Origin of the sequence: Chelativorans sp. YIM 93263 (genome assembly GCF_028767125.1) — a bacterium.
Taxonomy (GTDB): Bacteria; Pseudomonadota; Alphaproteobacteria; order Rhizobiales; family Rhizobiaceae; genus Chelativorans.
Genome location: NZ_JAKCWP010000001.1, coordinates 809,446 through 830,932 on the forward strand (window position 1 = coordinate 809,446; position 21,487 = coordinate 830,932).

General features: G+C 61.6%; 20 protein-coding genes and 1 other RNA gene. 3 read left to right on the forward strand and 18 right to left on the reverse strand.

Annotation, left to right across the window (positions count from 1 at the left end):
- Positions 1-9 precede the first annotated feature (9 nt).
- The 10 genes from recF to LY631_RS04000 form a co-directional block, all read right to left on the reverse strand.
- Positions 10-1,191, reverse strand: a complete 1,182-nt coding sequence (gene recF, locus LY631_RS03955) for a DNA replication/repair protein RecF (protein ID WP_445082827.1) — start codon at positions 1,189-1,191, stop codon at positions 10-12.
- Positions 1,188-2,306, reverse strand: a complete 1,119-nt coding sequence (gene dnaN, locus LY631_RS03960; RefSeq protein WP_274423801.1) for a DNA polymerase III subunit beta — start codon at positions 2,304-2,306, stop codon at positions 1,188-1,190. Before dnaN ends, recF begins: the two co-directional genes overlap by 4 nt.
- Positions 2,307-2,530: 224 nt before the next feature.
- Complete coding sequence (gene dnaA, locus LY631_RS03965) at positions 2,531-4,057, reverse strand: chromosomal replication initiator protein DnaA (protein ID WP_274423802.1); 1,527 nt, start codon at positions 4,055-4,057, stop codon at positions 2,531-2,533.
- 761 nt (positions 4,058-4,818) lie between these two features.
- The gene (gene rpsT, locus LY631_RS03970) at positions 4,819-5,085 is read right to left on the reverse strand and encodes a 30S ribosomal protein S20 (RefSeq protein ID WP_274423803.1); all 267 of its coding nucleotides are present in this window, start codon (positions 5,083-5,085) and stop codon (positions 4,819-4,821) included.
- 156 nt (positions 5,086-5,241) lie between these two features.
- Entirely contained in the window at positions 5,242-6,015 is a 774-nt protein-coding gene (locus LY631_RS03975) for an enoyl-CoA hydratase (RefSeq protein WP_274423804.1), read from the reverse strand.
- A gap of 36 nt (positions 6,016-6,051) precedes the next feature.
- Positions 6,052-6,945 carry a bifunctional DNA-formamidopyrimidine glycosylase/DNA-(apurinic or apyrimidinic site) lyase gene (mutM, locus tag LY631_RS03980; protein WP_274423805.1) on the reverse strand — a complete coding sequence of 298 codons (894 nt, stop codon included), beginning with the start codon at positions 6,943-6,945 and terminating at the stop codon, positions 6,052-6,054.
- Position 6,946: 1 nt separating this feature from the next.
- Positions 6,947-8,167 (reverse strand): phosphopentomutase, encoded by a 1,221-nt coding sequence (locus LY631_RS03985; RefSeq protein ID WP_274423806.1) that lies wholly within the window; start codon positions 8,165-8,167, stop codon positions 6,947-6,949.
- A gap of 74 nt (positions 8,168-8,241) precedes the next feature.
- On the reverse strand, positions 8,242-8,853 hold the full coding sequence (locus LY631_RS03990; protein WP_274423807.1) for a TadE/TadG family type IV pilus assembly protein: 612 nt from the start codon (positions 8,851-8,853) through the stop codon (positions 8,242-8,244).
- Between the two features lie 10 nt (positions 8,854-8,863).
- A complete protein-coding gene (locus tag LY631_RS03995) occupies positions 8,864-9,397 on the reverse strand; it encodes a TadE/TadG family type IV pilus assembly protein (protein WP_274423808.1) in 534 nt (177 codons plus the stop codon).
- A 131-nt stretch (positions 9,398-9,528) separates the two neighbouring features.
- Positions 9,529-9,960 (reverse strand): pilus assembly protein N-terminal domain-containing protein, encoded by a 432-nt coding sequence (locus LY631_RS04000; protein ID WP_274423809.1) that lies wholly within the window; start codon positions 9,958-9,960, stop codon positions 9,529-9,531.
- 462 nt (positions 9,961-10,422) lie between these two features.
- Between LY631_RS04000 and LY631_RS04005 the strand changes: the two genes are divergently transcribed.
- Positions 10,423-10,602, forward strand: a complete 180-nt coding sequence (locus tag LY631_RS04005) for a Flp family type IVb pilin (RefSeq protein WP_274423810.1) — start codon at positions 10,423-10,425, stop codon at positions 10,600-10,602.
- Positions 10,603-10,755: 153 nt separating this feature from the next.
- Positions 10,756-11,277, forward strand: a complete 522-nt coding sequence (locus LY631_RS04010) for an A24 family peptidase (protein WP_274423811.1) — start codon at positions 10,756-10,758, stop codon at positions 11,275-11,277.
- Between the two features lie 221 nt (positions 11,278-11,498).
- Here LY631_RS04010 and LY631_RS04015 read toward each other — a convergent pair whose 3' ends face one another.
- The 6 genes from LY631_RS04015 to ffs all read right to left on the reverse strand — a co-directional run bounded on the left by LY631_RS04015 (position 11,499) and on the right by ffs (position 16,725).
- A complete protein-coding gene (locus tag LY631_RS04015) occupies positions 11,499-12,047 on the reverse strand; it encodes a Kazal-type serine protease inhibitor family protein (protein WP_274423812.1) in 549 nt (182 codons plus the stop codon).
- A gap of 72 nt (positions 12,048-12,119) precedes the next feature.
- The gene (locus LY631_RS04020; protein ID WP_445082828.1) at positions 12,120-13,358 is read right to left on the reverse strand and encodes a lytic murein transglycosylase; all 1,239 of its coding nucleotides are present in this window, start codon (positions 13,356-13,358) and stop codon (positions 12,120-12,122) included.
- Between the two features lie 19 nt (positions 13,359-13,377).
- Entirely contained in the window at positions 13,378-13,983 is a 606-nt protein-coding gene (gene recR / locus LY631_RS04025) for a recombination mediator RecR (RefSeq protein ID WP_274423813.1), read from the reverse strand.
- Between the two features lie 385 nt (positions 13,984-14,368).
- On the reverse strand, positions 14,369-14,692 hold the full coding sequence (locus tag LY631_RS04030; protein ID WP_274423814.1) for a YbaB/EbfC family nucleoid-associated protein: 324 nt from the start codon (positions 14,690-14,692) through the stop codon (positions 14,369-14,371).
- A gap of 18 nt (positions 14,693-14,710) precedes the next feature.
- A complete protein-coding gene (locus LY631_RS04035; RefSeq protein ID WP_274423815.1) occupies positions 14,711-16,522 on the reverse strand; it encodes a DNA polymerase III subunit gamma/tau in 1,812 nt (603 codons plus the stop codon).
- Positions 16,523-16,627: 105 nt separating this feature from the next.
- Positions 16,628-16,725, reverse strand: an RNA gene (gene ffs, locus LY631_RS04040) — signal recognition particle sRNA small type.
- 113 nt (positions 16,726-16,838) lie between these two features.
- Here ffs and LY631_RS04045 point away from each other — a divergent pair.
- On the forward strand, positions 16,839-17,258 hold the full coding sequence (locus tag LY631_RS04045) for an HIT family protein (protein ID WP_274423816.1): 420 nt from the start codon (positions 16,839-16,841) through the stop codon (positions 17,256-17,258).
- Between the two features lie 171 nt (positions 17,259-17,429).
- Here the strand turns inward: LY631_RS04045 and LY631_RS04050 are convergent, their stop codons facing one another.
- Together LY631_RS04050 and LY631_RS04055 are read right to left on the reverse strand one after the other, a co-directional pair.
- Positions 17,430-19,349 carry a glucose/sorbosone family PQQ-dependent dehydrogenase gene (locus tag LY631_RS04050; protein WP_274423817.1) on the reverse strand — a complete coding sequence of 640 codons (1,920 nt, stop codon included), beginning with the start codon at positions 19,347-19,349 and terminating at the stop codon, positions 17,430-17,432.
- Between the two features lie 476 nt (positions 19,350-19,825).
- Positions 19,826-21,424, reverse strand: a complete 1,599-nt coding sequence (locus LY631_RS04055; RefSeq protein ID WP_274423818.1) for a peptide chain release factor 3 — start codon at positions 21,422-21,424, stop codon at positions 19,826-19,828.
- Positions 21,425-21,487: the final 63 nt, after the last annotated feature.

A 21,487-nucleotide genomic window follows, 5' to 3' on the forward strand; every position in this document is an offset into this window, starting at 1 on the left:
GCTTGTCAGTCATTGCTGGCTGACAGTGCCTGACAAAGCTGACAGGAACTGGGCCTTGCCCTCCAGGCTCGAAAAAAGCGTCCGCTCGGTTCCGGTCATGAAGGCTTGGCAGTTCAGATCCTCCAGAATGTCGAAGAGTGCCGCGCGGCGGTCGGCGTCGAAATGCGCGGAAATCTCATCGAGAAGCAGGACCGGCGCCATGCCGGAGAGCGCACTTGTCAGCCGCGCATGGGCGAGCACGAGCCCGAGCAGCAAAGCTTTCTGCTCGCCGGTGGAGCAGTTTTCGGCCGGCATGTCCTTCGGCGCGTGGCGGACCAGAAGCTCGGTGCGGTGCGGCCCGTCGAGCGCGCGCCCGGCAGCCCGGTCCCGCGGGCGCTCGCTTTTCAGGCGTGCGCGGAAATCCTCCTCCGCCTCGAGGGCCGGCATGGCCGTGACCGCCGCATCGATCGCGCCGTCAAGCGCAAGGCGAGCCTTGGGAAAGGGTGTTTCGGCGGGAAGCCGGTCGATCATCGCGCATAAAAGGCGCACCATCTCGGCTCGCGCGGCCGCCATGGCCACGCCCGTTTCCGCCATCTGCATCTCGATCCCGTCGAACCAGGCGTCGTCGTGTACTTCGTCCGCGAAAAGCCTGTTGCGCGCACGCATGGCTTTTTCATAGTCCAGCGCGCGGCGCCCATGCGCCGGGTCGATCGCCAGGACAAGACGGTCCAGGAAACGCCTGCGGTCGGCAGCCGGCCCGGTGAAGAGCGAATCCATAGCCGGCGTCACCCAGATCACACGCAGCCATTCCAACATGGCATCCGCGCTTCGGGCAGCCTCCCCGTTGATGCGCACGCGGCGGGTGGACTCGGGCGCGTCCGCCGTGCCCAACGTGCCGGTCCCGATCCGGCAGGTCCCGATCGGTCCATCGATTTGGGCGTGCACGGCGAAGCCGCCATCGCTGCCCAGCCGTGCAACCTCGCTCAGCGTGGCACGGCGAAGGCCGCGTCCGGGTGAAAGAAAGGATACCGCTTCCAGAAGATTGGTCTTGCCCGCCCCGTTCTCGCCCGTCAGCACCACGGCGCCGGGCTGCAGGTCGAGCGAGAGCGCGGCATAGTTGCGGAAATCGGTCAGCGCCAGCCTGGTGAGGCTGACCTGCTCCGGCCGTCCAGTTTCTCCAATCCGATCTTCGGCTGTCGCACCCGGTGTCACACGCGCATCGGCATCAGGACGTACAGCGTTCGCTCGTCGGACGTGTCCTGTATGAGCGTCGGCGAGCCGGCGTCGGCCAGCAGGAATTTGGCTTCATTGCCCGAAAGCTGCCCGGCCACATCGAGCAGATAGCGCGCGTTGAAGCCGATTTCGACCGCCTCAGCTTCATAACCGGCCGAAATCTCCTCCGTTGCGCTGCCGGAATCAGGATTGTTGACGGTAAAGGTCACTTGCCCGTCGGCGATTGCGAGCTTCACCGCCCGGCCACGATCGGACGAAACGGTCGATACACGGTCGACCGCTGCGGAAAAGCTCTGCCGGTCGACGATGAGCTCCTTGTCGTTACCCGTCGGAATTACACGCTGATAATCCGGGAAGGTCCCGTCGATGAGCTTTGAGGTCAGCACGACACTACCGATGGTGAAGCGGATCTTGGTATCCGAAAGCTCGATCGTCACGGCGATGTCCGGATCGTCCACCAGCTTCTGAAGCTCGCCCACGGTCTTTCGCGGAATGATGATGCCGGGCATCTCTTCCGCGCCGGCCGGAGCCTCGATTTCCGCCCGCGCAAGCCGGTGGCCGTCGGTCGCCACCGCGCGCAGCATCAGTGCGCCGTCCACCTCCATCGTGTGGAGGTAAATGCCGTTCAGATAATAACGCGTTTCCTCCGTCGAGATGGCGAACTGGGTCTTCTCGACCAAGCCGTTGAGCGACTGGGAATCGAGCCGGAAGGTGTGCGAGAAATCGCCCGCGGTCAGCGAAGGGAAATCGGCCTGCGGCAGGCACTGCAGACGGAAGTTGGAGCGGCCGGAGACGACAGAGAGCGATTGGCCGTTTTCGTCCAGCTTCAGCATGACCTCCGCGCCGTCCGGCAGCTTGCGCACGATATCGTAGAATAGATGGGCCGGCACGGTCGTCGCACCGGCTTGCTCAACCGTACCGGCGACGGCTTCCGTCACCTCCAGATCGAGGTCGGTCGCCTTCATCTCGAGGCTGTTGCCATCCACCGAAAGCAGCACGTTGGACAGGATCGGAATGGTGCTACGCCGTTCCACGACCCGGTGAACGTGACTGAGGGACTTTAGAAGATTGGAGCGTTCGAGAACTACGCGCATGGTCGGTCAATCTCGCCTGGAATGAAAAGCCGGACACGGCATGGAAATATGCCCGTCTTGCAGCGATGCCGGCCCAGAATGTCAGCTAAGCTGACAGCAAAACTCGCCGAAAGGCAAGTCTGCCGATACCGTTCAAGACATATTGGTGGATAACGCCTTGAACGGATCTTCGCAATGGCATGTTTGGGCGCGCCGGAGATATCGCCCAGCGCGCACCGGCGGTATCAGGCCTGTTCGCTGATGAGCCGCTTGAGAAGTTCGATTTCGTGAGCAAGCTGGCCGTCACCGCCCGACAACCCCTCGATCTTGCGCACGGCATGAAGGACGGTGGTGTGATCGCGACCGCCGAATCGCCGGCCGATTTCGGGGAGCGAGCGCGGCGTCATCACCTTTGCGAGATACATGGCGACTTGCCGCGGTTTGACGATCGTGCGCGTGCGCCGGTTGGAAAGAAGCTCCGTCTTGGAAACATTATAGTGACGTGCGACGACGCGCTGAATGTCCTCGATGCGCACGCGCCGCGGCTCACCGGACCGGCAGACGGGGCCGAGAATCTCGTCGATGCGCTCCAGCGTGATCTGTGGCTCGAACGAATGGCGGAAGACGAGCTGATTGAACGCTCCTTCAAGTTCGCGGCCGCTGCCAGTCACAGCACGCGCCACGTGCTCGAGAACCTCTTGCGAGATATCGAGCGAAGGATCTTCGGCACGGGTGGAGGCCAGACGCTGCTGTAGCATTGCGAGTCTCAGATCGAAATCGGGCGCGCCGATCTCGAGCGACACACCACCATTCAGGCGCGATTTCACCCGAGGCTCCAGTGACTCGAGCTCGGACGCCGGCCGGTCAGCGGCGACCACCACCTGGCGCGCGCTATCGAGCAGCATGTTCAGAAGATGGCAGAACTCGTTCTGGATCGACTTGCCCTGGAGAAACTGCATATCGTCGATGATGAGCAGGTCGATGTCGCGCAGCTGCTCCTTGAGCGTCAGCGCGTTGTTGTCGCGGATGGCGGCGGCGAAACGCCACATGAAATATTCCGCGGTCAGATATACGACCCGCGACTGCGGGCGCTGTTTTAGGGAAGCCGCCGCGATCGCCTGCAGCAGATGGGTTTTGCCAAGCCCCACGGAGGCATGCAGAAAAAGCGGGTTAAAGCGGATTGCGCTCGATGAGGATTCTGCGACTGTGCGCGCCGCCGCACAGGCAACGCGGTTGGACGGGCCCTCGATAAAGGATTCGAAGGTGTAGCGGCTGTCGAGCGGGGATCCGAAAATGCTTGGCCGTCCGCTCTGGTCGCTGCGGGGCGCCGCCGAGCCGGTAAACCGTGCGGCGGTTCCAGCTGTCGCCGACGGCTGCGGTGGGACGGACGTCTTGCGCTTCGTTGCCGGTTTTGCCTCGGCCCTGTGCGTCTGTCCGCGCGTCGCCGTGCGTACGATGATCTCTACCTTCAGGACGGACGAATCCTCCGCCTTCCACAAATCGGTGATGAGATCGAGATAATGACCGTTGATCCATGCACGCAGAAAGGCGGTCGGAACGGAAACGCGCACAACGCCTTTGGAATGTTCCGTCAGCTTCATCCGGCCAAACCAGCTGGAATAAACCTCGGTGCCAAGACGGGCCTTCAATTGCGCCCGGACACGGTCGAATACCTCGCTGGACCTGCCTGAGCTTTCGTCCCCTTCCTTCTGAGTTGCGGGGCTCTTTAAAGCCGTGGCCCCCTCAGCTTGCCTCTCGACGCCGCTTTGCATCCTCGTTTCCCTGTTTAATTTTTTGAATAAATTTCAATGATTGCCCCGAAGAGAGGCATTCTTTTTTGACCTTGCAGCGTGTCTAACTCTCCCGCACAGACACCGTGCGCGCGCACCTCCATTCAAAAATTCAAGTCTTCACCCCCGGTTCAAGCCCGGCATGTCATGCCGGCCGGTCCGGCCATTGTCTTAGTATCATGCCGAACGCCGACCCACGCCTGTATGCTAGGCAAAAACATCCCCCACGCGCGACTAATGCCGCGCTGCAAAAGCTACCCTCTGTGGCTAGTTTGCAGACCTTGTTTTCGCCCTCTGCAAGACGAAACATTACCGAAAACTTGATGCAGAGAGCAAGCGCCAGAAGGGGCTTTTTTGCCGGAGGAGAAGCTCCGCAGCGGACCGGATGGCGGTTAAAACCGGATAAGCTGCTTGGATTCCAAATGCTTTTGGGGAATATGCCTCGTCCGACAAAAAAACGAAAAAAAAAGCTTGACATTTTCGGACGGGCAAAGGCCACCGGGCCCGCATTTGTGACTGTGGATAAGCTGCCGTAAAGCATTGACTATAAAGAGGAATTCGCAATCACATGATGTGAATTGGCTAGAAATATGACCGTTTTCCTAGGCGCGTAAAACCGAATGCCGGCAAATAAAATTCGCCAGTCATTCGGACATACCTCACCCGTGCTCCACCAAACCCTTGTCCAGCAAAGGAAAATGCCGGCCTCGACGAGCCGGCATTGCTTTAGATTGTATGGAGAATCAGCCGTTGAGCGCTTTGACGCGCCGGGAAAGCCGTGAGACCTTCCTGGATGCGGTATTCTTGTGCACGGCACCTTTAGTCGCAGCGCGCATCATTTCCGGCTGCGCGGCCTTGAGGGCACTTTCCGCCGCCGTCTTGTCGCCGGCGGCAATCGCCTCCTCGACCTTGCGCACGAATGTGCGGACGCGCGAGCGGCGGTTCTTGTTTACCGCGGTGCGGCGGGCAATCTTGCGCACCGCCTTCTTGGCCGAAGTGGTGTTGGCCATGTGTCCTCTCTCGTTATCAACCTGTCATCGCCACAAGCGCTGATTTATGAACGCGCTCTCGGGCACACAATAAAAGGGCAGCCGCCAGGCCACCTCGGTCGCGCGGCTTATAATCCAGCGGGCCGGGCGCGTCAACGCTTTCCTGCGCCGCGCGTCTCAGCGATTACGGAACTGCGGCTCCCGCTTCTCCGAGAACGCCGCCATGCCCTCCTTCTGATCTTCGAGTGCGAACAGGGATTGGAAGACCCGCCGCTCGAACCGCAGGCCTTCGTCCAGCGTCGTCTCGTAGGCGCGATTGACGGCTTCCTTGGTCATCATGACCGACGGCGTCGAGAACTCCGCGATCTTATCCGCCGTTCTCAAGGCGTCCTCAATGAGCTCGCCCGCCGGAACCACGCGCGAGACAAGTCCGGCGCGCTCAGCCTCTTCGGCATCCATGGTACGCCCCGTCAGGCACATTTCCATGGCCTTGGACTTTCCGACGAGATGGGTGAGCCGCTGAGAGCCGCCCATTCCGGGCATGACGCCAATCGTGATTTCCGGCTGGCCGAACTTTGCCGTATCGGCCGCCAGGATGAAATCGCACATCATGGCGAGTTCGCAGCCGCCACCCAGCGCATAACCGGCAACGGCCGCAATTATCGGTTTGCGCACCCCGGTCAGCCGGTCCCACTCGGCAAAGAGGTTCTCCGAATAAGCCTCGATATAGGTCTTGGACTGCATTTCCTTGACATCCGCGCCGGCGGCGAAAGCCTTTTCCGATCCCGTGATGACGATCGCACCGATTTTGGCGCTGACGTCGAACGCTTCTGCGGCGCCCACGACCTCCTTCATCATCTGCGAATTGAGCGCGTTCATTGCCTTCGGCCGGTTGAGCGTAATCAGACCGACCCGACCGCGCGTTTCCATCAGAATTGTCTCGTAGGCCATGCTCGTCATCCTTCCGTCACGTGAGGTTCTTTGTTTCTAACGTTGGCATGCCGGGCAATAGAAGGTGGAGCGCCCGCCCTGGACGATCCGCCGGACCGTGCCCGAGCACCCTTCCTTGCGGCATGACTCGCCCGCCCGATCGTAAACACTGAAGCTGTGTTGAAAATAGCCCAGCGAGCCGTCTGTCTGCCTGTGATCACGCAGCGAAGACCCTCCGGCGGCGATGGCTTCGCCGATGACGCCGCGGATGGCCGTCGCAAGCCGCTCGCTACGGCTCGTGGCACCTCCGTTGCGCGTGGCGAGCGTGGCTGCCATGCGGCGGGGCGAAAGGCCGGCCCGCCACAGCGCCTCGCAAACATAGATGTTGCCGAGACCTGCGATCACGCGCTGGTCCATCAAGGCTGCCTTCAGGGCCGTTCGCTTGCCCGCGAGCCGATCGGCGAGGGCAGCACCGTCGAGTTCGTTGCCTGTCGGCTCGAGCCCCAGTCCGGCCAGCAGCGGGTGCGTGTTCAACTGATCGGCTTCAGCCAGGAGCATGAAGCCGAAGCGGCGCGGATCGTTGTAGACGACGCGCGCCGGCTTTCCGTCCCACCCCTCTAGCTGAAAGACCACGTGATCGTGCTTCTCTGCATTTGAGCGCTCGTGGAGGAATGTGCCGGGCCGGGAGGTATCCGCGCCGTCCTCGATGCGAAAGGAACCGGACATACCCAGATGGCACATGAGGACGGCGCCGTTTTCAAGATAAATGAGCAGATATTTCGCGCGACGCCCCAGCCCTTCCACGGCGCGCCCGCGCAGCTGATCGGAAAAGCCGGTTGGAAAGGGGAAGCGAAGATCCGGCCGGCGCTGCTCCACCTCCAGTATGCGCGCACCCTCCATGACCGGTGCAAGGCCGCGGCGGACAGTTTCGACCTCGGGCAGCTCAGGCATGTTAAGCGGCAACCGGCAGAAAGGACTGGCCGTGGCGGCCGCGCTCGAGGCCGAGATGCGCGGCCACCGTCTCGCCGATGTCCGCGAAGGTACTCCTCAGGCCGACAGAACCAGTGGGAAGACCGGGACCCGTGCTCAGGATCGGGACGCGCTCACGCGTGTGATCCGTGCCGTGCCAGGTCGGATCGCATCCGTGGTCGGCCGTCAGGACCAAGAGATCGCCCGGCCGAAGCCGCTCCAGCGCTTCGGGAAGACGGCGGTCGAAGGCTTCGAGTGCCGCGGCATAACCGGCAACGTCCCGCCGGTGGCCATGGAGCGTGTCAAAATCGACGAAATTGGCGAAGATCAGGTCACCGTCGCGCGCATCGCCCATCGCAGCGAGCGTCGTGTCGAAAAGCGCCATGTTGCCGGCCGCCTTGCGCACCTCGCTCACGCCCGTGTGCGCGAAAATATCGCCGATCTTTCCCATGCCGATGACGCGTCCGCCCGCGGCCTCGACCCGGTCGAGAAGGGTCGGTTCGGGGGGAGGCACGGCGTAGTCCCGCCGGCAGGCCGTGCGCTCGAAGCTTTGCGCATCCTCGCCGACGAAAGGCCGGGCGATCACGCGGCCGATCTTGTACTCATCCACCAACCGACGCACCGTCTCGCAAAGCGCATAGAGCCGGTCGAGGCCGAAATGCGTCTCGTGGGCGGCAATCTGGAAAACCGAATCCGCCGAGGTGTAGCAGATGGGCTTTCCGGTGCGGATGTGCTCTTCGCCGAACCGCGCGATGATCTCCGTCCCGGAGGCATGGCAATTGCCCAGAATGCCGGGAAGCGCCGCCTCGGCGATCAGGTTCTCTACGAGCGCGTCGGGGAAGGTCGGCACCGTAATTGGAAAATACCCCCACTCGAAAGGCACCGGAACGCCGGCAATCTCCCAATGGCCCGACGGCGTGTCCTTGCCGCTGGAACGCTCGTTCGCCGCGCCGAAAAAGCCGGAAATCGCATCAGAGTCCAACTCGCGTCCGGCTGCGAGCGCGGCGGCCGCATCGAGCCCCAATGCGCGCATGTTTGGCAAGTGCAGCGGCCCTTGCCGTAGCCCTTCGCGGTCCGCCTTTCCTGCGGCGCATACAGCTTCAATATGGCCCAGCGTGTTGGCGCCTGCGTCACCGAAACGCTCCGCATCCGGCGCATGACCGATGCCGAAGGAATCGAGAACGAATAAGAATGCCCGCGCCATGCTTCTTGCTCCTGCCGGCCCAGACATAGAAGTGCGCGCCCGGCTTGGCAATCGTCTTCAGGGAGTGGCGTGTACTAACAATCCTTGCACTCGATCCAGTGCGTCATGCGCGGCTGCATGTAATAGAGTTCGCTCATGTCGATGGGGAACATGTTGTCGGAGATGCCCAGAATGCCGCTGCCGCCTTCCGGAGCGATCACCGGCTTGTACTGCAGGTTCGTTTCTGAGCGGATGAGGAAGGCACCCGGTACCATCAGCGCGTCTGGTATCTCCGCTCTGCTGCCGGGAGTCACGGCCTGCTGCATGAGATTGCCGTCCCACATGCGCGACCAGACGACCCGCGCCTGCGGCGTGCTATCTTTGGTGACCTCGATGGCGGTCACCGTCATTGTCGGGTCTCCGCGGAAGGGCTGCAGCGAGGACTCGCCGATCCGCATGATCGATTGCAGATCGCCTGTCGAGATCGAGGGTTGCTGTGTGACGAGATCGGCGATCTGGCTGGCGACGCGGCTGACCTTCTTGTTCACCTCAATGGCAAGGGAAAACTCCATCGCCAGAAGATAAATGAGCAGAAGAAACGGCACGACAAAGGCGAATTCAAGTGCTGCCGCGCCACGATTGTCCGAGAGAAAACGCCGCCAGAGCTTTTTCCGCCCGACCTTGTTCTTATTCGGTTCGTCGCCCATCCCAGGTCCCTCAATACGGCTCGTTCTGCCAGGTATGCGTGGTGAAGAGCAGAGTCTTGCCGTCGCCAAGGTTGGAGATGCGTTCGCGCATGATGTCGGTGAGCACCGGCCAGCGGTAGTAGACGCGCAGGACATTCTTGGAGAGTGCCTCGCCGGGGTCGAACTGAGGCGAGGCCGGGATGCCCTCCTGATTGAAGATGGCTGCGGCCTCGGCGAAGGTGTCTTTGCTCTGAAGATCGATTACGAGCTCCGGGCAATCGCCGGGAAACAGCATTCCCAGGCGGCTGCACACCATGGTGCGAAATTCCGTCTCGTTGATATCGTCCGGCTTAATCTGGCCGGTACGAAATTGCCGGGCGAGATCGTCGGTAGCGTTCGCCATGAGCTGCTGGGCGGCGAAGACGATGCAAAGCTCCAGAATGGCGAATAGAAGCAGAAGAAAGGGAAACGCCAGAATAGCGAACTCGACGGCGCTTGCGCCTCTTCTCTCCCGCAGAAAGCGCCTGATCAGATTATAAAACGTCAGTCGCCTGTTCTTGTCCATTTCATCCCCCACCCACCTATCGCGTGGCGCGGGAAGCATAGTGCCGAACCGTTTCCCGATCGTTCTTCATTTGATTAAAATTTTCGTGCACCGGTGTTCAGCCTCGATCAGGTCTGCGGCCTGCTCAATGCTCAAGGCGTGGAAACCTGCTGGTCGGACAGCATTTCAGCCGGGGTGCGGAACGCCCCCTCGCAATAGGGCGTGCACGAAAGCGTCTGCACGTCGGCCCGGCGATAGACGCGCACCGAGTCGGCCTGCTGGCGCGATACCGCGATCTGCTCATCGACGATCGGCTGGCCGTCTTCATCGAGGACCAGCAGATTGGTCACGCCGAAGCCTCGGCCCGTCAGGATCAAAGTGGAAGGGTCCTGAACCGTGGCGTCGGCGATCTCCTGGTTGCCGATGACGACCGTATCCGCCGGTCGGGCGAGCTTGATGACCTTCGCCTGGTTCATGATCACATTGATGCCCTCAGCGGCCTGCGCCGCCGAGATGGCTAAAAGCCCGGCGGCAACAAGCGCGGCCGCGGCCGTTCTGCGCCAGAAAGTGATCGTGCCCCTCACGACATGCCCCCATAATCTCTCGCCGAGATGATGCACCAGGATGGTGAAGCAACGGTTAAAATGGCTGGCTTTAATTCGGGGTGCTGATCGCGCTCTCAAGCTCAGGCATGGACACCCAAGGTCATGCCCTGGAGCCGGGCAAAACATCACTGATACCATCCCGGACAAGCCTTCGCTTCCACCCAACACCCATGCCGGCAGAACGGGCGATAACACGTAGCGCCAATGAGCAATAGAAAAGATGTTCGCCGACAATCAGTATATTTAAAATTTTATCGATCTGCATTTGATTCATATTGTACTTCGTTAACTTTACTTCCGGCAAATCCCGATATACGACTTGTTAATACTGTTTGTTAAGCAGGCTGAAAGAGCCCCGGCATAATTTCCCCGCATCCGATCAACACACAAGAAACGTTGGCGGAAGTGCTGCAAACCCTGGAGTTAAATAGGAGTTCTCAAATGTCCAAACTGTTCGCACGTTTTCTGAAGGATGAGTCCGGCGCCACCGCCATCGAGTATGGTCTGATTGCCACACTCATTGCCGTTGCAATTATCGTCGGTGCTGGTACGCTCGGCACCAACCTAGGTACCCTCTTCGGAGACCTTGGTGCCACTATCGGCGACCAACCTACTGAGTAACAGTCGCATGACTTTGGAGAGCCGCCTGCCAGCAGGCGGCCTTTTTCCTTCGACGGTCGACGGAAGGCGGCTATCAGTCAATCCCATGAAGGAGCACCTTCACCGCCAGTTGTCGCCATATGTTTAGGCTCGATCGTTTTCTGCGGGTGCACGATGCTTGAAGCGGCGATACTCCTCATCTTTCCCTTCTGCATGGTCTTTGCGGCGGTGTCGGACATGATCTCCATGACCATCGCGAACCGCGTTTCCGTGCTTCTGGTGCTGGCTTTTGCGGTGCTTGCGCCGCTGACGGGCATGGTATGGCCGGACATCGGCATGCATCTCGCTGCCGGGATGGTCGTGCTGGCCATTACCTTCGCACTGTTCGCGATCGGCGGCATGGGCGGGGGTGATGCCAAACTGATGGCGGCGACGACCGTCTGGTTCGGCTTCAGCATGGGGCTGTTGAATTATCTGATGATTTCGGCGCTCGTGGGCGGCGCGCTGACCATCGCGCTCTTGATCTTCCGCAATTCCAGCCTCTCCATGCTGGCGGGTAACAACCTCCTCCTGCGCCATTTCGCCGACGAAAAAGCCGGCATCCCTTACGGCGTTGCGCTCGGCATCGGCGGCTTATTCACCTTCGGCCAGACACCGCTTGCGCAGTGGGCGATGATGCATTTGGCCGCCGGATAGCTGCAAGAAACCCACAGCCTTTGTCCCTCTCGGATCGCACCTGAGCCTGTCAGATCGCCTCCGTTCCCCGCCGGCTCTCCACTTCTTCGCGGCTGGACTCGCTTGGTAATTTACCATCACTGCCTGGTGTCTATCTGCCGCTTCCCATGGCGTGTTGCAGGCAAGGGCTCCTCCTCCCGAGGGGGGAGGAGGGGTTTGTCAGCGCGACCGGTGCCTCTTCCTCAGCATTCGCCACGGCGGACGATGCGGTACTCGGCGGCCTGCGCCTCACAGGCATTGCCGAAGGTGCGCGTGCGGTTCCCGCGGCGTGCACAAACCGGCGCGTATTGCTGCGTGCAGACCTGAGGCGGCTCGCTGGAGGGAGGGCGACCGGAGGATGGGCCGCATTCACCGCGTCGAGCGACTCGGTAGTTGCGCGATTCCGCTTCGCATGCATTCGGGAAGGTCCGACGATCATTGCCGCGAACGGCGCAAACGGGCCGGTATTCCCGCGTGCAGGCCTGCGGCGGCCTTTGCGATTGCCGCTGGCATTGGCCGGAATGGACCGGGCGATAGCCTTCCGATCGCGCGGTGCACGCATTGCCGAAGGTGCGGCGGTCGCCCCTGCGCTCGGCACAAACAGGATCGTATTCCATGGTGCAGGCCTGCGGGCCGGGGCCGCCGGGCGGGAACGGTCGTATAGGGCCCTCTTCAACGGCGACAACGCAGCTTGAAAGAAACAGACCGGCGAGAAGAACAGCGCCAAAACTGGCGAGTTGCGCGCGAAACATTCTCAAAACCTCCATTGCAATCGGCCCCGAACCGTCGACTGGCCGCGTGGTTCCAAAAATACAACTTACAATTTATAGAAGATCATTGACCACATTCCTATCCGGGAAACAGGTCGCCGATCTGCCCGCGCTTTCCTGCCACCGTCCAATGGAGCGCCGGGACTTGAAACCGACAAGCCCATCCGCGCCGCCGACATCATGGCCCTTGTTTTCCAGCGCGCTTTGCATTGTGGCTATCTCTGCCCGGCTGAACTTGTCGACCGGCTGCCAAGCGGCGGAAAAGGAGAAATCGCCATACATGATGCGGTCGCCGGCGTGGCCGACGAAGAGCGCGTAAAGGTCGCTCTCGTTGTAGTCCTTCAGCCGGTAGAAATTCGGCGTGACGATGAAGGCCGGCCCTAGGCGCCCGGCCGGCATCATGAGATAGCCCGCGCCCTGTAATTCGTTCTGCGGGAAAGCCTTGCCGCCAACGCGCTGAACGCCCATCGCCGCCCATTCGCGGATGGGTCGGCCCTGGTCCGGCCCCTCCAGCGTACAGGAAACGGAGGGCGGCACGGTAACCTCGAAGCCCCAGTCGCGCCCGCGCACCCAGCCATGCCGGGCCAGATAATTCGCAATGGAGGCGAGGCTGTCCGGCACAGAACTCCAGATGTCGGCGCGGCCATTGCCATCGAAATCCACGGCGTATTGCATGTAGGATGAGGGCATAAATTGCGGCTGCCCCATGGCACCCGCCCAGGAGGAGCGCATCGCGGCGGGCTTGATGCCGCGCTTTTGGACCATCTCGAGCGCGGCCAGCACTTCCTCGCGGAACATGTCCTTGCGCGTGGCCAGGAACGCCTTGGTGCCCAGCACTTCGAACGCATTGTGCGGGATATCCGCGCGGCCGAAGCCCGACTCGCGCCCCCAGATGGCGAGCACGATCCCGCGCGGAACGCCGAAGCGTTGCTCGATCGCATTCAGCACGCCGGCATGTTGCGCTGCCCGGCTTCTCCCGCCCGAGGCCACGCCGCCGATATGGGTGAAGTATGCGGCCGGCGCGCGGAACTCGGCCTGGTGCTGGGCCGAAGATCGGGGTGCACTCTCGCCGGGTAAAACGAGATCGGGCAGTTTCAGATTGGGCGAGACGCCGTTGAACGAGGCGTTGAAGGTTTGGGCCGAAACACCCCGCGCCTGCGCCGCCGGCCAGAGGTCCTGCCGGAGCCAGTTGTCGAACTGGCCCTGTAATTCCTGCGCTGCCGCGAGGCGGACGGATGAAAGGAGAGCAAAGGCGAGGAAAAGGCAGGCAATTCGTATCGTCCCTTGCTTCACCTGCTGCCCTCCTGTTGCCTCAAAAAGCCGAGCGCGATTTCAGCGCCGCCGTCAGCGTGCCTTCATCAAGGTAGTCGAGTTCGCCGCCGACCGGAACACCATGTGCAAGGCGCGTGATCTTCACGTCAAGCCCCGCAAGCTGGTCCGTGATGTAGTGCGAGGTGGTCTGGCCCTCGACAGTGGCATTCACGGCCAGGATGATTTCCGATATGCCGCCTTCGGCCACGCGGCTCACCAGCTCCTTGATATTCAGATCGTCCGGGCCGATTCCGTCCAGCGGCGAGAGCGTTCCGCCCAGCACGTGATAGCGCACATTCATGGCCGCCGCGCGCTCCAGCGCCCACAGATCGGCAACCTCCTCGACCACGATCAGCACCCCGGCGTCGCGGCGCGGATCGGTGCAGATCGTGCAGGGGTCGCTGGTGTCCACATTCCCGCAGCGCGAGCACACGCGCACCTTCTCCAGCGCCTCGTTCATCGCCGCGGCGAGCGGCGCGAAAAGCTGTTCCTTCGACTTGATCAGGTGCAATGCCGCACGCCGGGCCGAGCGCGGCCCCAGCCCCGGCATCTTTGCCAATAGCTGTATCAGACGTTCGATTTCGGGGCCGGCGGTGCTTTTGGACATAGGATATGACTTAACCGGGAACAGAAGAATTGGGTAGCAGCGATATCGCCGTTCTCAACTATAGGGGCCACAAACCTAACGGTACTGTTCCATGACTGATCTTTCCGGCCGCATTCCTATGAGCCGGAGAAACTGGCCGCCGCCCCGCCCATCATGTCGCGCGCTATTCCAAAGCTGCTTTCGAGCATCGTCACTTTGCGACTCATCCGGCACACCCGGGAAAGACATTGCGCGCCTGCTCCTCAATCGCTGTATCTCCCGAGGCAGCCAGGGCTGGTGTCAAGGTTATGAAAAGCCAATCGACCCTGCCGGCCGAGACATTCTATGCGTCAGCCGGGTGTATTTCTGCCCGCCGTGGAGATGGAGCGAAGCATACCGTTAAGCCTCAAAATGGCAGTTTCATCCCAGGCGGGATCGGCAGACCGGCCGTCATCTCCTGCGTCTTTTTCTGCATTTCCGCTTCGAGCTTCACCTTCGCGTCGTTGTGCGCGGCGAGGATCAGGTCTTCGAGGATTTCCACATCGTCCTCCTTGAAAAGGGAGGGATCGATGTCGAGCTTCTTCATCTCGAACTTGCCGGAAAGCATAACCTTGACGGCGCCGCCGCCGGACTGGCCTTCCGCCTCCATCGAGGCGATTTCTTCCTGCATGGCCTCCATCTTGGCCTGCATTTCCTTCGCCTTGCCCATCATGCCCATAAGGTCGCGCATTTTCGTCTCCAATCGCGCTTAGATATCGTCGTCGTCATCTTCTTCCGGCGCCGGTGCTGGCGCCGTCGCGTCCGCTTCGTCCGCGGCACCGGGAATACGCACATCAACAATCCGTGCGCCGGGAAATTGTTGCAGGATCGCGGCAACAGCCGGGTCGGCCCGCGCATCGGCCAGAACCGCTTCGCGCCGGCTGTTTTCGTCCTCGGCCAGCGTCCGGCTGCCTTCCTCGCGGGAAAAGGACACGAGCCAACGCCGGCCCGTCCATTTCTCAAGCCGGGCCGTCAGATCGCCCAGCAGCGTCTTCGGCGCGTCCTCGGTCAAATTGACAGTGAGCCGCCCGGGCTCGATATGCACAAGGCGCACGCAGCGCTTGAACTGCACCTTGAAAGCCATGTCCCGGTTGGCGTCGGCAAGCGCGGCAATATCGGCGAGGGACTTCAGCGGAACGGCGTCCGGCGCGGCTTCTTGCGTCTGCTGCGGAGCAGGAGAGGGCGCTACCTGCCCGTTCGCGGAGGGCTGAACGAGGCGCATTGTCTGACCGCCGCCGCCCGCCGGCACCTGCGCGGAAGCGACCGCTTGTGCACCGCCATTGCCCGCCGCGGCCGGCGCATTTCCCTGCAGGGCGGGCTGCGCGCCGGGCGCATCGCCGGACAAGTTCTCCACCGCCTTCAGCGCTTCGTCGGGCGTTGGGAGATTTGCTGCGTGGGCGATGCGGATCAGCACCATCTCGCCTGCTGCCACAGGCCGGCTTGCGCCCTGCACCTCCTGCATGCCCTTCAAGAGCATCTGCCAGGTGCGCGAAAGAACGCGCACCGAGAGGGTTTTGGAAAATTCCTGCCCACGCGTTCGCTCTTCCTGGGAGAGCGAGGCGTCATCCGCGGCCTCCGGCACGAATCGCAGGCGCGTGACCAGATGGTTGAATTCGGCGAGATCGCCCAGCACCGTGGCCGGATCGGCGCCGGTGTCGTATTGGGCTCGGAATTCGGCAAGCGCCGCGGCCACATCGCCCTTCATCAGATGTTCGAAAAGGTCTATGACGCGAGCGCGATCGACAAGACCCAGCATGTCGCGCACGGTCTCGGCGGTCACCTTGCCGGAAGAATGGGCGATCGCCTGATCGAAGATCGACTGGGCATCGCGCATGGAGCCCTCGGCAGCGCGGGCGATCATGGCCAGCGCCTCATCTTCGGCTTCCACGCCTTCAAGCCCGGCGATGCGCGCAAGGTCATCCTTGACCAGCGAGGCATCGATACGCCGCAGATCAAAACGCTGGCAGCGCGAAAGAATCGTGATCGGAACCTTGCGGATCTCGGTGGTGGCGAAGATGAACTTCACATGCGGCGGGGGCTCTTCAAGCGTCTTCAACAGGCCGTTGAAGGCCTGGTTGGAGAGCATATGGACCTCGTCGATGATGTAGACCTTGTAGCGCGCCGAGACGGGCGCGTAGCGCACCTGCTCGATGATGTCGCGAATGTCGTCGATGCCCGTATGGGAGGCCGCGTCCATCTCGATTACGTCGACGTGGCGCCCCTCCATGATCGCTTCGCAGTGCTCACCCGGGGTGCCGAGGTCAATTGTCGGTTGGTCGGTCGTTTCGGTCTTGTAATTGAGCGCGCGCGCCAGAATCCGCGCCGTCGTCGTCTTGCCGACCCCACGCACACCGGTCAACATCCAGGCCTGGGCGATGCGCCCGGAGGAGAACGCATTCGTCAGCGTGCGCACCATCGGCTCCTGGCCGATGAGGGCGGAGAAATCGCGTGGACGGTACTTGCGTGCCAGAACCCGGTACGCGCCGGCTTTTTCCTGTGCCGTATGCCCGGCGTCGTTCATCCGTCAGCGCTCCCGTGGTGGATGGTCCCGAGGCGTGCCTTCCTGCCCCGCGCCGAGTTTCCCTTCGAAAGCAGGGCCGCGTCAATGGGGCAGCAGGGGAAAGAGGTGGGAGGCTGGCACGGTGACCCGTGCCGAAGCTCGTTGGGGCTGCTTCCTTCCGGACCTGACCCGGTTGGCGAGTGGCGCGTCCACCACCAACCTCCCACGCTCCATATCGTCAATCTTGGCGCCGAATGCAAGGCCCCGTGAACAGAAGGAAACACTTGCGGCATCAATCGCCGCGCACTAGCCTTCTTCCGGGTTGAGAGGAGACGCAATGCTGCCGGGCAGTAAGGGAGGATTCGAACTTGACCAACGACTGGAAAGCGAAAGCCTTCCAGTCGCGTGGCTCGGCCTTTGCGAATTACGCATTCGCGACGAGCGGCGCTGGCCCTGGCTCCTTCTCATACCGCAGCGGCCGGGCGTTGAAGAACTCCACGAGCTCACGCCGCTGGATCAGGCTATGCTGAGCTTCGAGACCAACCTGGTTTCGAAAGCGCTTAAGGAACTGACCGACTGCACGAAGATCAATTGCGCCGCGCTCGGCAACATCGTGCGCCAGCTCCACGTGCATGTTGTAGCGCGGAACGAGGGCGATCCCGGTTGGCCCGGCCCTGTTTGGGGGAACGGGGCACGCGAAGCCTACCGCCGGGAGGATCTGCACCAACTTGCCGAGAAGGTCCGGCAGCGGCTGTAGCTGCTACCGTCGCATTCCACAATGAAATGCGGCACGCGGGTGGGCACTCGGCCGACATGTTCAGGACGCCCTTTCGCCGTGGCCAGGGGGGCGGCGGCAAGAAAAAGGCGGGTCCCCAGGACCCGCCTCCTGCAATGGGCGGTCGGCAAAGCGCGCTGGTGCCGGCTTGGCTCAGCGCGCGTCGGTAACCGTGCTTTCGGTCAGTAGACCGAAATCATTGCCCCAGGCGTTGCGGATATAGGTCCCAATCTCGGCGATCTCCTGGTCACTGAGCTGGTTGCCGAAGGCCGGCATATAGCCGAAGCCATGGATGATCGTGTTCGCTACGAATTCGGCGTCGGCAAGTCTCTCATTGCCGGCAAGCACAGCAGCGGCATCACTCCGACCATCGGCGCCATGACAGCTGGCGCAGGTGGCGCTGAACTGGGTCAGGCCCCGATTGGACACCGCCTGGACGTCGGAGTCTTCGGTCACCGCACCGCTGGCAGCTTCCTCGTCGGCACTTGCGTCTTCGGCTGCGTCGCCGCTTTCTGGAGCGTTGCCTGTGTTGGGATCTTCCCATTCCTGGACATTGCCCTCGCCCGAGGCTTCCCGGGAAGCCTCGAAGTCATTCTCCGACACCACGCCGAGCGACCCGCCTTCTTCACCATAGGTGAACATCAGGATTGCGCCGGGATTGTGCAGCACAGACGTGCTGAGCCCCTCGCCAAACTTCTGCGCCGCCGATCCGAATGCGTCGGTGGCGATGAACACAGTCTGCCCATCGGGAGAAACGAGCACGTCGCGATAGCGATTCTGCGTGCTGAACCAGGCTTCCGGCAGCCCATCCGCTTCCTGACCGTCCTCGGTCAGGTGCTGAACATAGAGCGTACCGTGCTTGAGTGTTGGGATTAGAACGGTGTTGTCCCACTCCTCGATACCGTCTTCACCTGCTTCGTAGTAGAGAACGGAAGATGGCGCGATGGTAGGATCGCAGATGTAGCCGCAGATTTCACCGATCGGATAATCGTCCTCGACAACCCAGTAGGCCGCGAGCGGCTCCACCATCTCTCCTTCGAACTCGCTTTCCTCGAACTGAGGCACGGAATCGGGAAGCGGATCGGTATTCGGATCAACGTCTTCGGGAGCCTCGCTCCAGTTGATGTAGCTATAGGCCTGGTCGTCGATATAGCCCGAGACTCTGGGCCAGCCATAATTGCCGCCGGCTTCGATGATGTTGAGCTCGTCACCGCTCGCAGGGCCGTGCTCGGTTTGGTAAAGCGTACCGTCGGGCCCGAAGTCGATACCCTGCGGATTGCGGTGGCCATAGCTGTAGATATGACTCTGAACGCCCTCGATCTCGGGATTGTCTTCGGGAATCGATCCATCGAGGTTGAGACGCAGAATCTTGCCCGAATAGGTGCGCCAATCCTCGTTGGCGACTTCTTCCTCGGTCGGCAGCTCCTGGGCAAGGTTTGGCCTGCGCAGATTGCGACCGAAATTGGCGCCTTGTTCGCCAATGGAATAATATATCTTGTCGTCGGGCCCGAATACGACGCGGCCGGCATTGTGGTCGTTCCATGCCGGCAGTCCATCGATCAGGATCATCGGCTCGCCGAGCTGCAGGGTTTGGTCATCCCAGGTATAGCGCACGATCCGGGCCGACGGATCGGGTTCGTCCCCCGTGCCGTTGTTGATCGTATAGCCGATATAGACATAGTCGTTGCCCGTACCCTGGCCCAACTCCGGATGCAGGGCCAGCCCGAGCAGGCCTTCATGCTGTGGCCCCGTGTAGACGTCGTCCACCGTCAGCACAGATTGCTGGACGCCGGTGATCGGATCGACGCGGACCACTTCACCGCCGGTCCGCTCCGTTACCCAAATCTGGTCATCGGGGCCCCAGCGCATTGCCCATGGGTTATCCAGCCCGGTCGTGAGAACCCGACCGGCAAACAGGTTGTTCTCGCCCGCTTCGATCTCGACGGGCGTGACTTGAGCGAAACTCATTCCGGCGGGGGCCACAACCGCAGTGGCAAGGGCGCAGCCCGCTAACAGGCGGGTGGTCATGTACGTTTGCAAGCGGGTGCCCTGTCTGATCGTCGCTATGGTCATGAAACTGGTCCTTCGGTTTCGCTTCCTGCACACAGGTCTTGGCCGATTCTTGGGAACGGCCCTGAATGCCTCCCCCTGCCGCACAACGTGCGCCAGGGCTTAGCGGGTGCCGTGAATAGCGCTCGATCCGCCTAACGGTACGCCGGCAGAAAAGTTGCATTTCGGCCCAGGTTCATGCCGATCCTCAGACCGTAGCCGTAGCCGCCCTTTGCAAACTTCCTCATACCGGGCTTATTCGAGCCGTTCATGGCGCTTGCGGAAGGATGACCGGCCTCCGATGGTGATCGAAGGCAGACAATTGCTATGGCATTGTGAGAGACCTGTCCGGCACAGCAGAAGGACACCCCAAGATCAGGAAGCTCGCCGCGCTTGCGGTCAGGGTTCTTTCCAGGGACGGGAGTTTAATCGTCTTTCGGGAATGGCGATTAGCGATGCGCCCTCCCCTTCGCGACTCGATTTTTGTAGCCAGCGCTGGGCTACGCCGCCTTCGCCTTGTCGCGCACCTGGTAATCCTTCACTGACGTGAAGCTGATTGCCGGCCACCGGTCAGCTTCGTACTTGAGGCCAAATTCGTGCGGGGCGAGGAAGACGGGATCGTCGTCCAGATCACGCGCGACATCCCCGCGATGCGTATTGATGAAGCGTTCGAGCTCCGTTCCGTCGTCGGCGGAAATCCAGCGGCAGATCGTGAAGCGCGCCGTCTCGAAGTCCACCGGCAGGGAGTACTCGTTCTTCAGCCGCTCGCGCAGCACATCGATCTGCAGGGCGCCGACAACGCCGATGATGGCGGGCGAACCGTCCTCGGGTGTGAAGAGCTGCACAACGCCTTCTTCGGCCATTTGCTGAAGAGCTTCCCTGAGCTTTTTCGCCTTCATCGCGTCGCCAAGCCGTACGCGGCGCAGGATCTCCGGCGCGAAATTCGGCACGCCCCGGAAGACCAGATCCTCGCCTTCCGTCAACGTGTCTCCGATCCTCAGCGTGCCGTGATTGGGAATGCCCACGACATCGCCGGCATAGGCCTCATCGGCGGTGATGCGGCTCTTGGCGAAGAAGAACTGCGGTGCGGAGAGGCTGATTGGCTTTCCGGTACGCACGAGCTTGGCCTTCATGCCGCGCAGCAGCTTGCCCGAGCACACGCGCGCAAAGGCGATGCGGTCCCGGTGGTTGGGGTCCATATTGGCCTGGATCTTGAAAACAAAGGAGGTCATCTTTTCCTCCGTCGCCTCGACCTTGCGCGAATCGGCTTCCTGCGCGCGCGGCTGCGGGCCAAAATCGCCCAGCGCCTCGATCAGATCGCGCACCCCGAAATTACGCAGTGCGGACCCGAAATAAACCGGCGTCAGATGGCCTTCGCGAAATGAAGTCACGTCGAAAGGCCGGCACGCTTCCCTGGCCAGCAGCATTTCCTCGACGAAAGCGTCCCGATCATATTCCGGCAGGAGCCCCGAAACTGAATCGGATTCAGGACCATTCACCGGGATTGGCTTTACGTCCTCGTCCGAATGGCGGATCGTGTTGTCGGCCAGGTGATAGGTGCCGGAAAAGCTCTTGCCCCGCCCGATGGGCCAGGTGACCGGCGCGGTGTCGAGCGCCAGCTTCTCCTCGATCTCGTCGAGAATCTCGAAAGGATCGCGGCTTTCCCTGTCCAGCTTGTTGACGAAGGTGACGATCGGGATATCGCGCAGGCGGCACACCTCGAAGAGTTTCAGCGTGCGCGGCTCGATGCCCTTGGCCGCGTCGATCACCATGACGGCGGCATCCACTGCCGTCAGCGTGCGGTAAGTATCGTCGGCGAAATCCTCGTGGCCCGGCGTGTCGAGCAGATTATAAACATGGTTGCCATATTCGAAGGTCATCACGGAGGTGACGACCGAAATCCCGCGCTCGCGCTCGATCTTCATCCAGTCGGAGCGCGTCTGCACACGATCCTTCTTCGCCTTGACCTCGCCGGCAAGCTGGATCGCGCCGCCGAAAAGCAGCAGCTTCTCCGTCAGGGTGGTTTTACCCGCATCCGGGTGAGAGATGATCGCGAATGTGCGTCGCCGCGCCACCGCGTCGGCTAGTTTTTCGGCCATTTCTTAGGTTTTCCTTTGATTTGCCGGGCTTGTATCAAGCAAGTGGCTCCGAGTCGAAGGGAA

What these genes read in the sequence shown, in the direction of transcription:
- recR (WP_274423813.1), bottom strand. Translation starts at nt 13,983, where the DNA reads ATGTCCAAAAGCACCGCCGGCCCCGAAATCGAACGTCTGATACAGCTA.
- mutM (WP_274423805.1), bottom strand. Translation starts at nt 6,945, where the DNA reads ATGCCTGAGCTGCCCGAGGTCGAAACTGTCCGCCGCGGCCTTGCACCG.
- LY631_RS04010 (WP_274423811.1), top strand. Translation starts at nt 10,756, where the DNA reads ATGCTTGAAGCGGCGATACTCCTCATCTTTCCCTTCTGCATGGTCTTT.
- LY631_RS04045 (WP_274423816.1), top strand. Translation starts at nt 16,839, where the DNA reads ATGCTGCCGGGCAGTAAGGGAGGATTCGAACTTGACCAACGACTGGAA.
- rpsT (WP_274423803.1), bottom strand. Translation starts at nt 5,085, where the DNA reads ATGGCCAACACCACTTCGGCCAAGAAGGCGGTGCGCAAGATTGCCCGC.
- LY631_RS04005 (WP_274423810.1), top strand. Translation starts at nt 10,423, where the DNA reads ATGTCCAAACTGTTCGCACGTTTTCTGAAGGATGAGTCCGGCGCCACC.
- dnaN (WP_274423801.1), bottom strand. Translation starts at nt 2,306, where the DNA reads ATGCGCGTAGTTCTCGAACGCTCCAATCTTCTAAAGTCCCTCAGTCAC.
- LY631_RS04050 (WP_274423817.1), bottom strand. Translation starts at nt 19,349, where the DNA reads ATGACCATAGCGACGATCAGACAGGGCACCCGCTTGCAAACGTACATG.
- LY631_RS04035 (WP_274423815.1), bottom strand. Translation starts at nt 16,522, where the DNA reads ATGAACGACGCCGGGCATACGGCACAGGAAAAAGCCGGCGCGTACCGG.
- LY631_RS03990 (WP_274423807.1), bottom strand. Translation starts at nt 8,853, where the DNA reads ATGGGCGACGAACCGAATAAGAACAAGGTCGGGCGGAAAAAGCTCTGG.
- LY631_RS03985 (WP_274423806.1), bottom strand. Translation starts at nt 8,167, where the DNA reads ATGGCGCGGGCATTCTTATTCGTTCTCGATTCCTTCGGCATCGGTCAT.
- LY631_RS04030 (WP_274423814.1), bottom strand. Translation starts at nt 14,692, where the DNA reads ATGCGCGACCTTATGGGCATGATGGGCAAGGCGAAGGAAATGCAGGCC.
- LY631_RS03975 (WP_274423804.1), bottom strand. Translation starts at nt 6,015, where the DNA reads ATGGCCTACGAGACAATTCTGATGGAAACGCGCGGTCGGGTCGGTCTG.
- dnaA (WP_274423802.1), bottom strand. Translation starts at nt 4,057, where the DNA reads ATGCAAAGCGGCGTCGAGAGGCAAGCTGAGGGGGCCACGGCTTTAAAG.
- LY631_RS04055 (WP_274423818.1), bottom strand. Translation starts at nt 21,424, where the DNA reads ATGGCCGAAAAACTAGCCGACGCGGTGGCGCGGCGACGCACATTCGCG.
- LY631_RS03995 (WP_274423808.1), bottom strand. Translation starts at nt 9,397, where the DNA reads ATGGACAAGAACAGGCGACTGACGTTTTATAATCTGATCAGGCGCTTT.
- LY631_RS04015 (WP_274423812.1), bottom strand. Translation starts at nt 12,047, where the DNA reads ATGTTTCGCGCGCAACTCGCCAGTTTTGGCGCTGTTCTTCTCGCCGGT.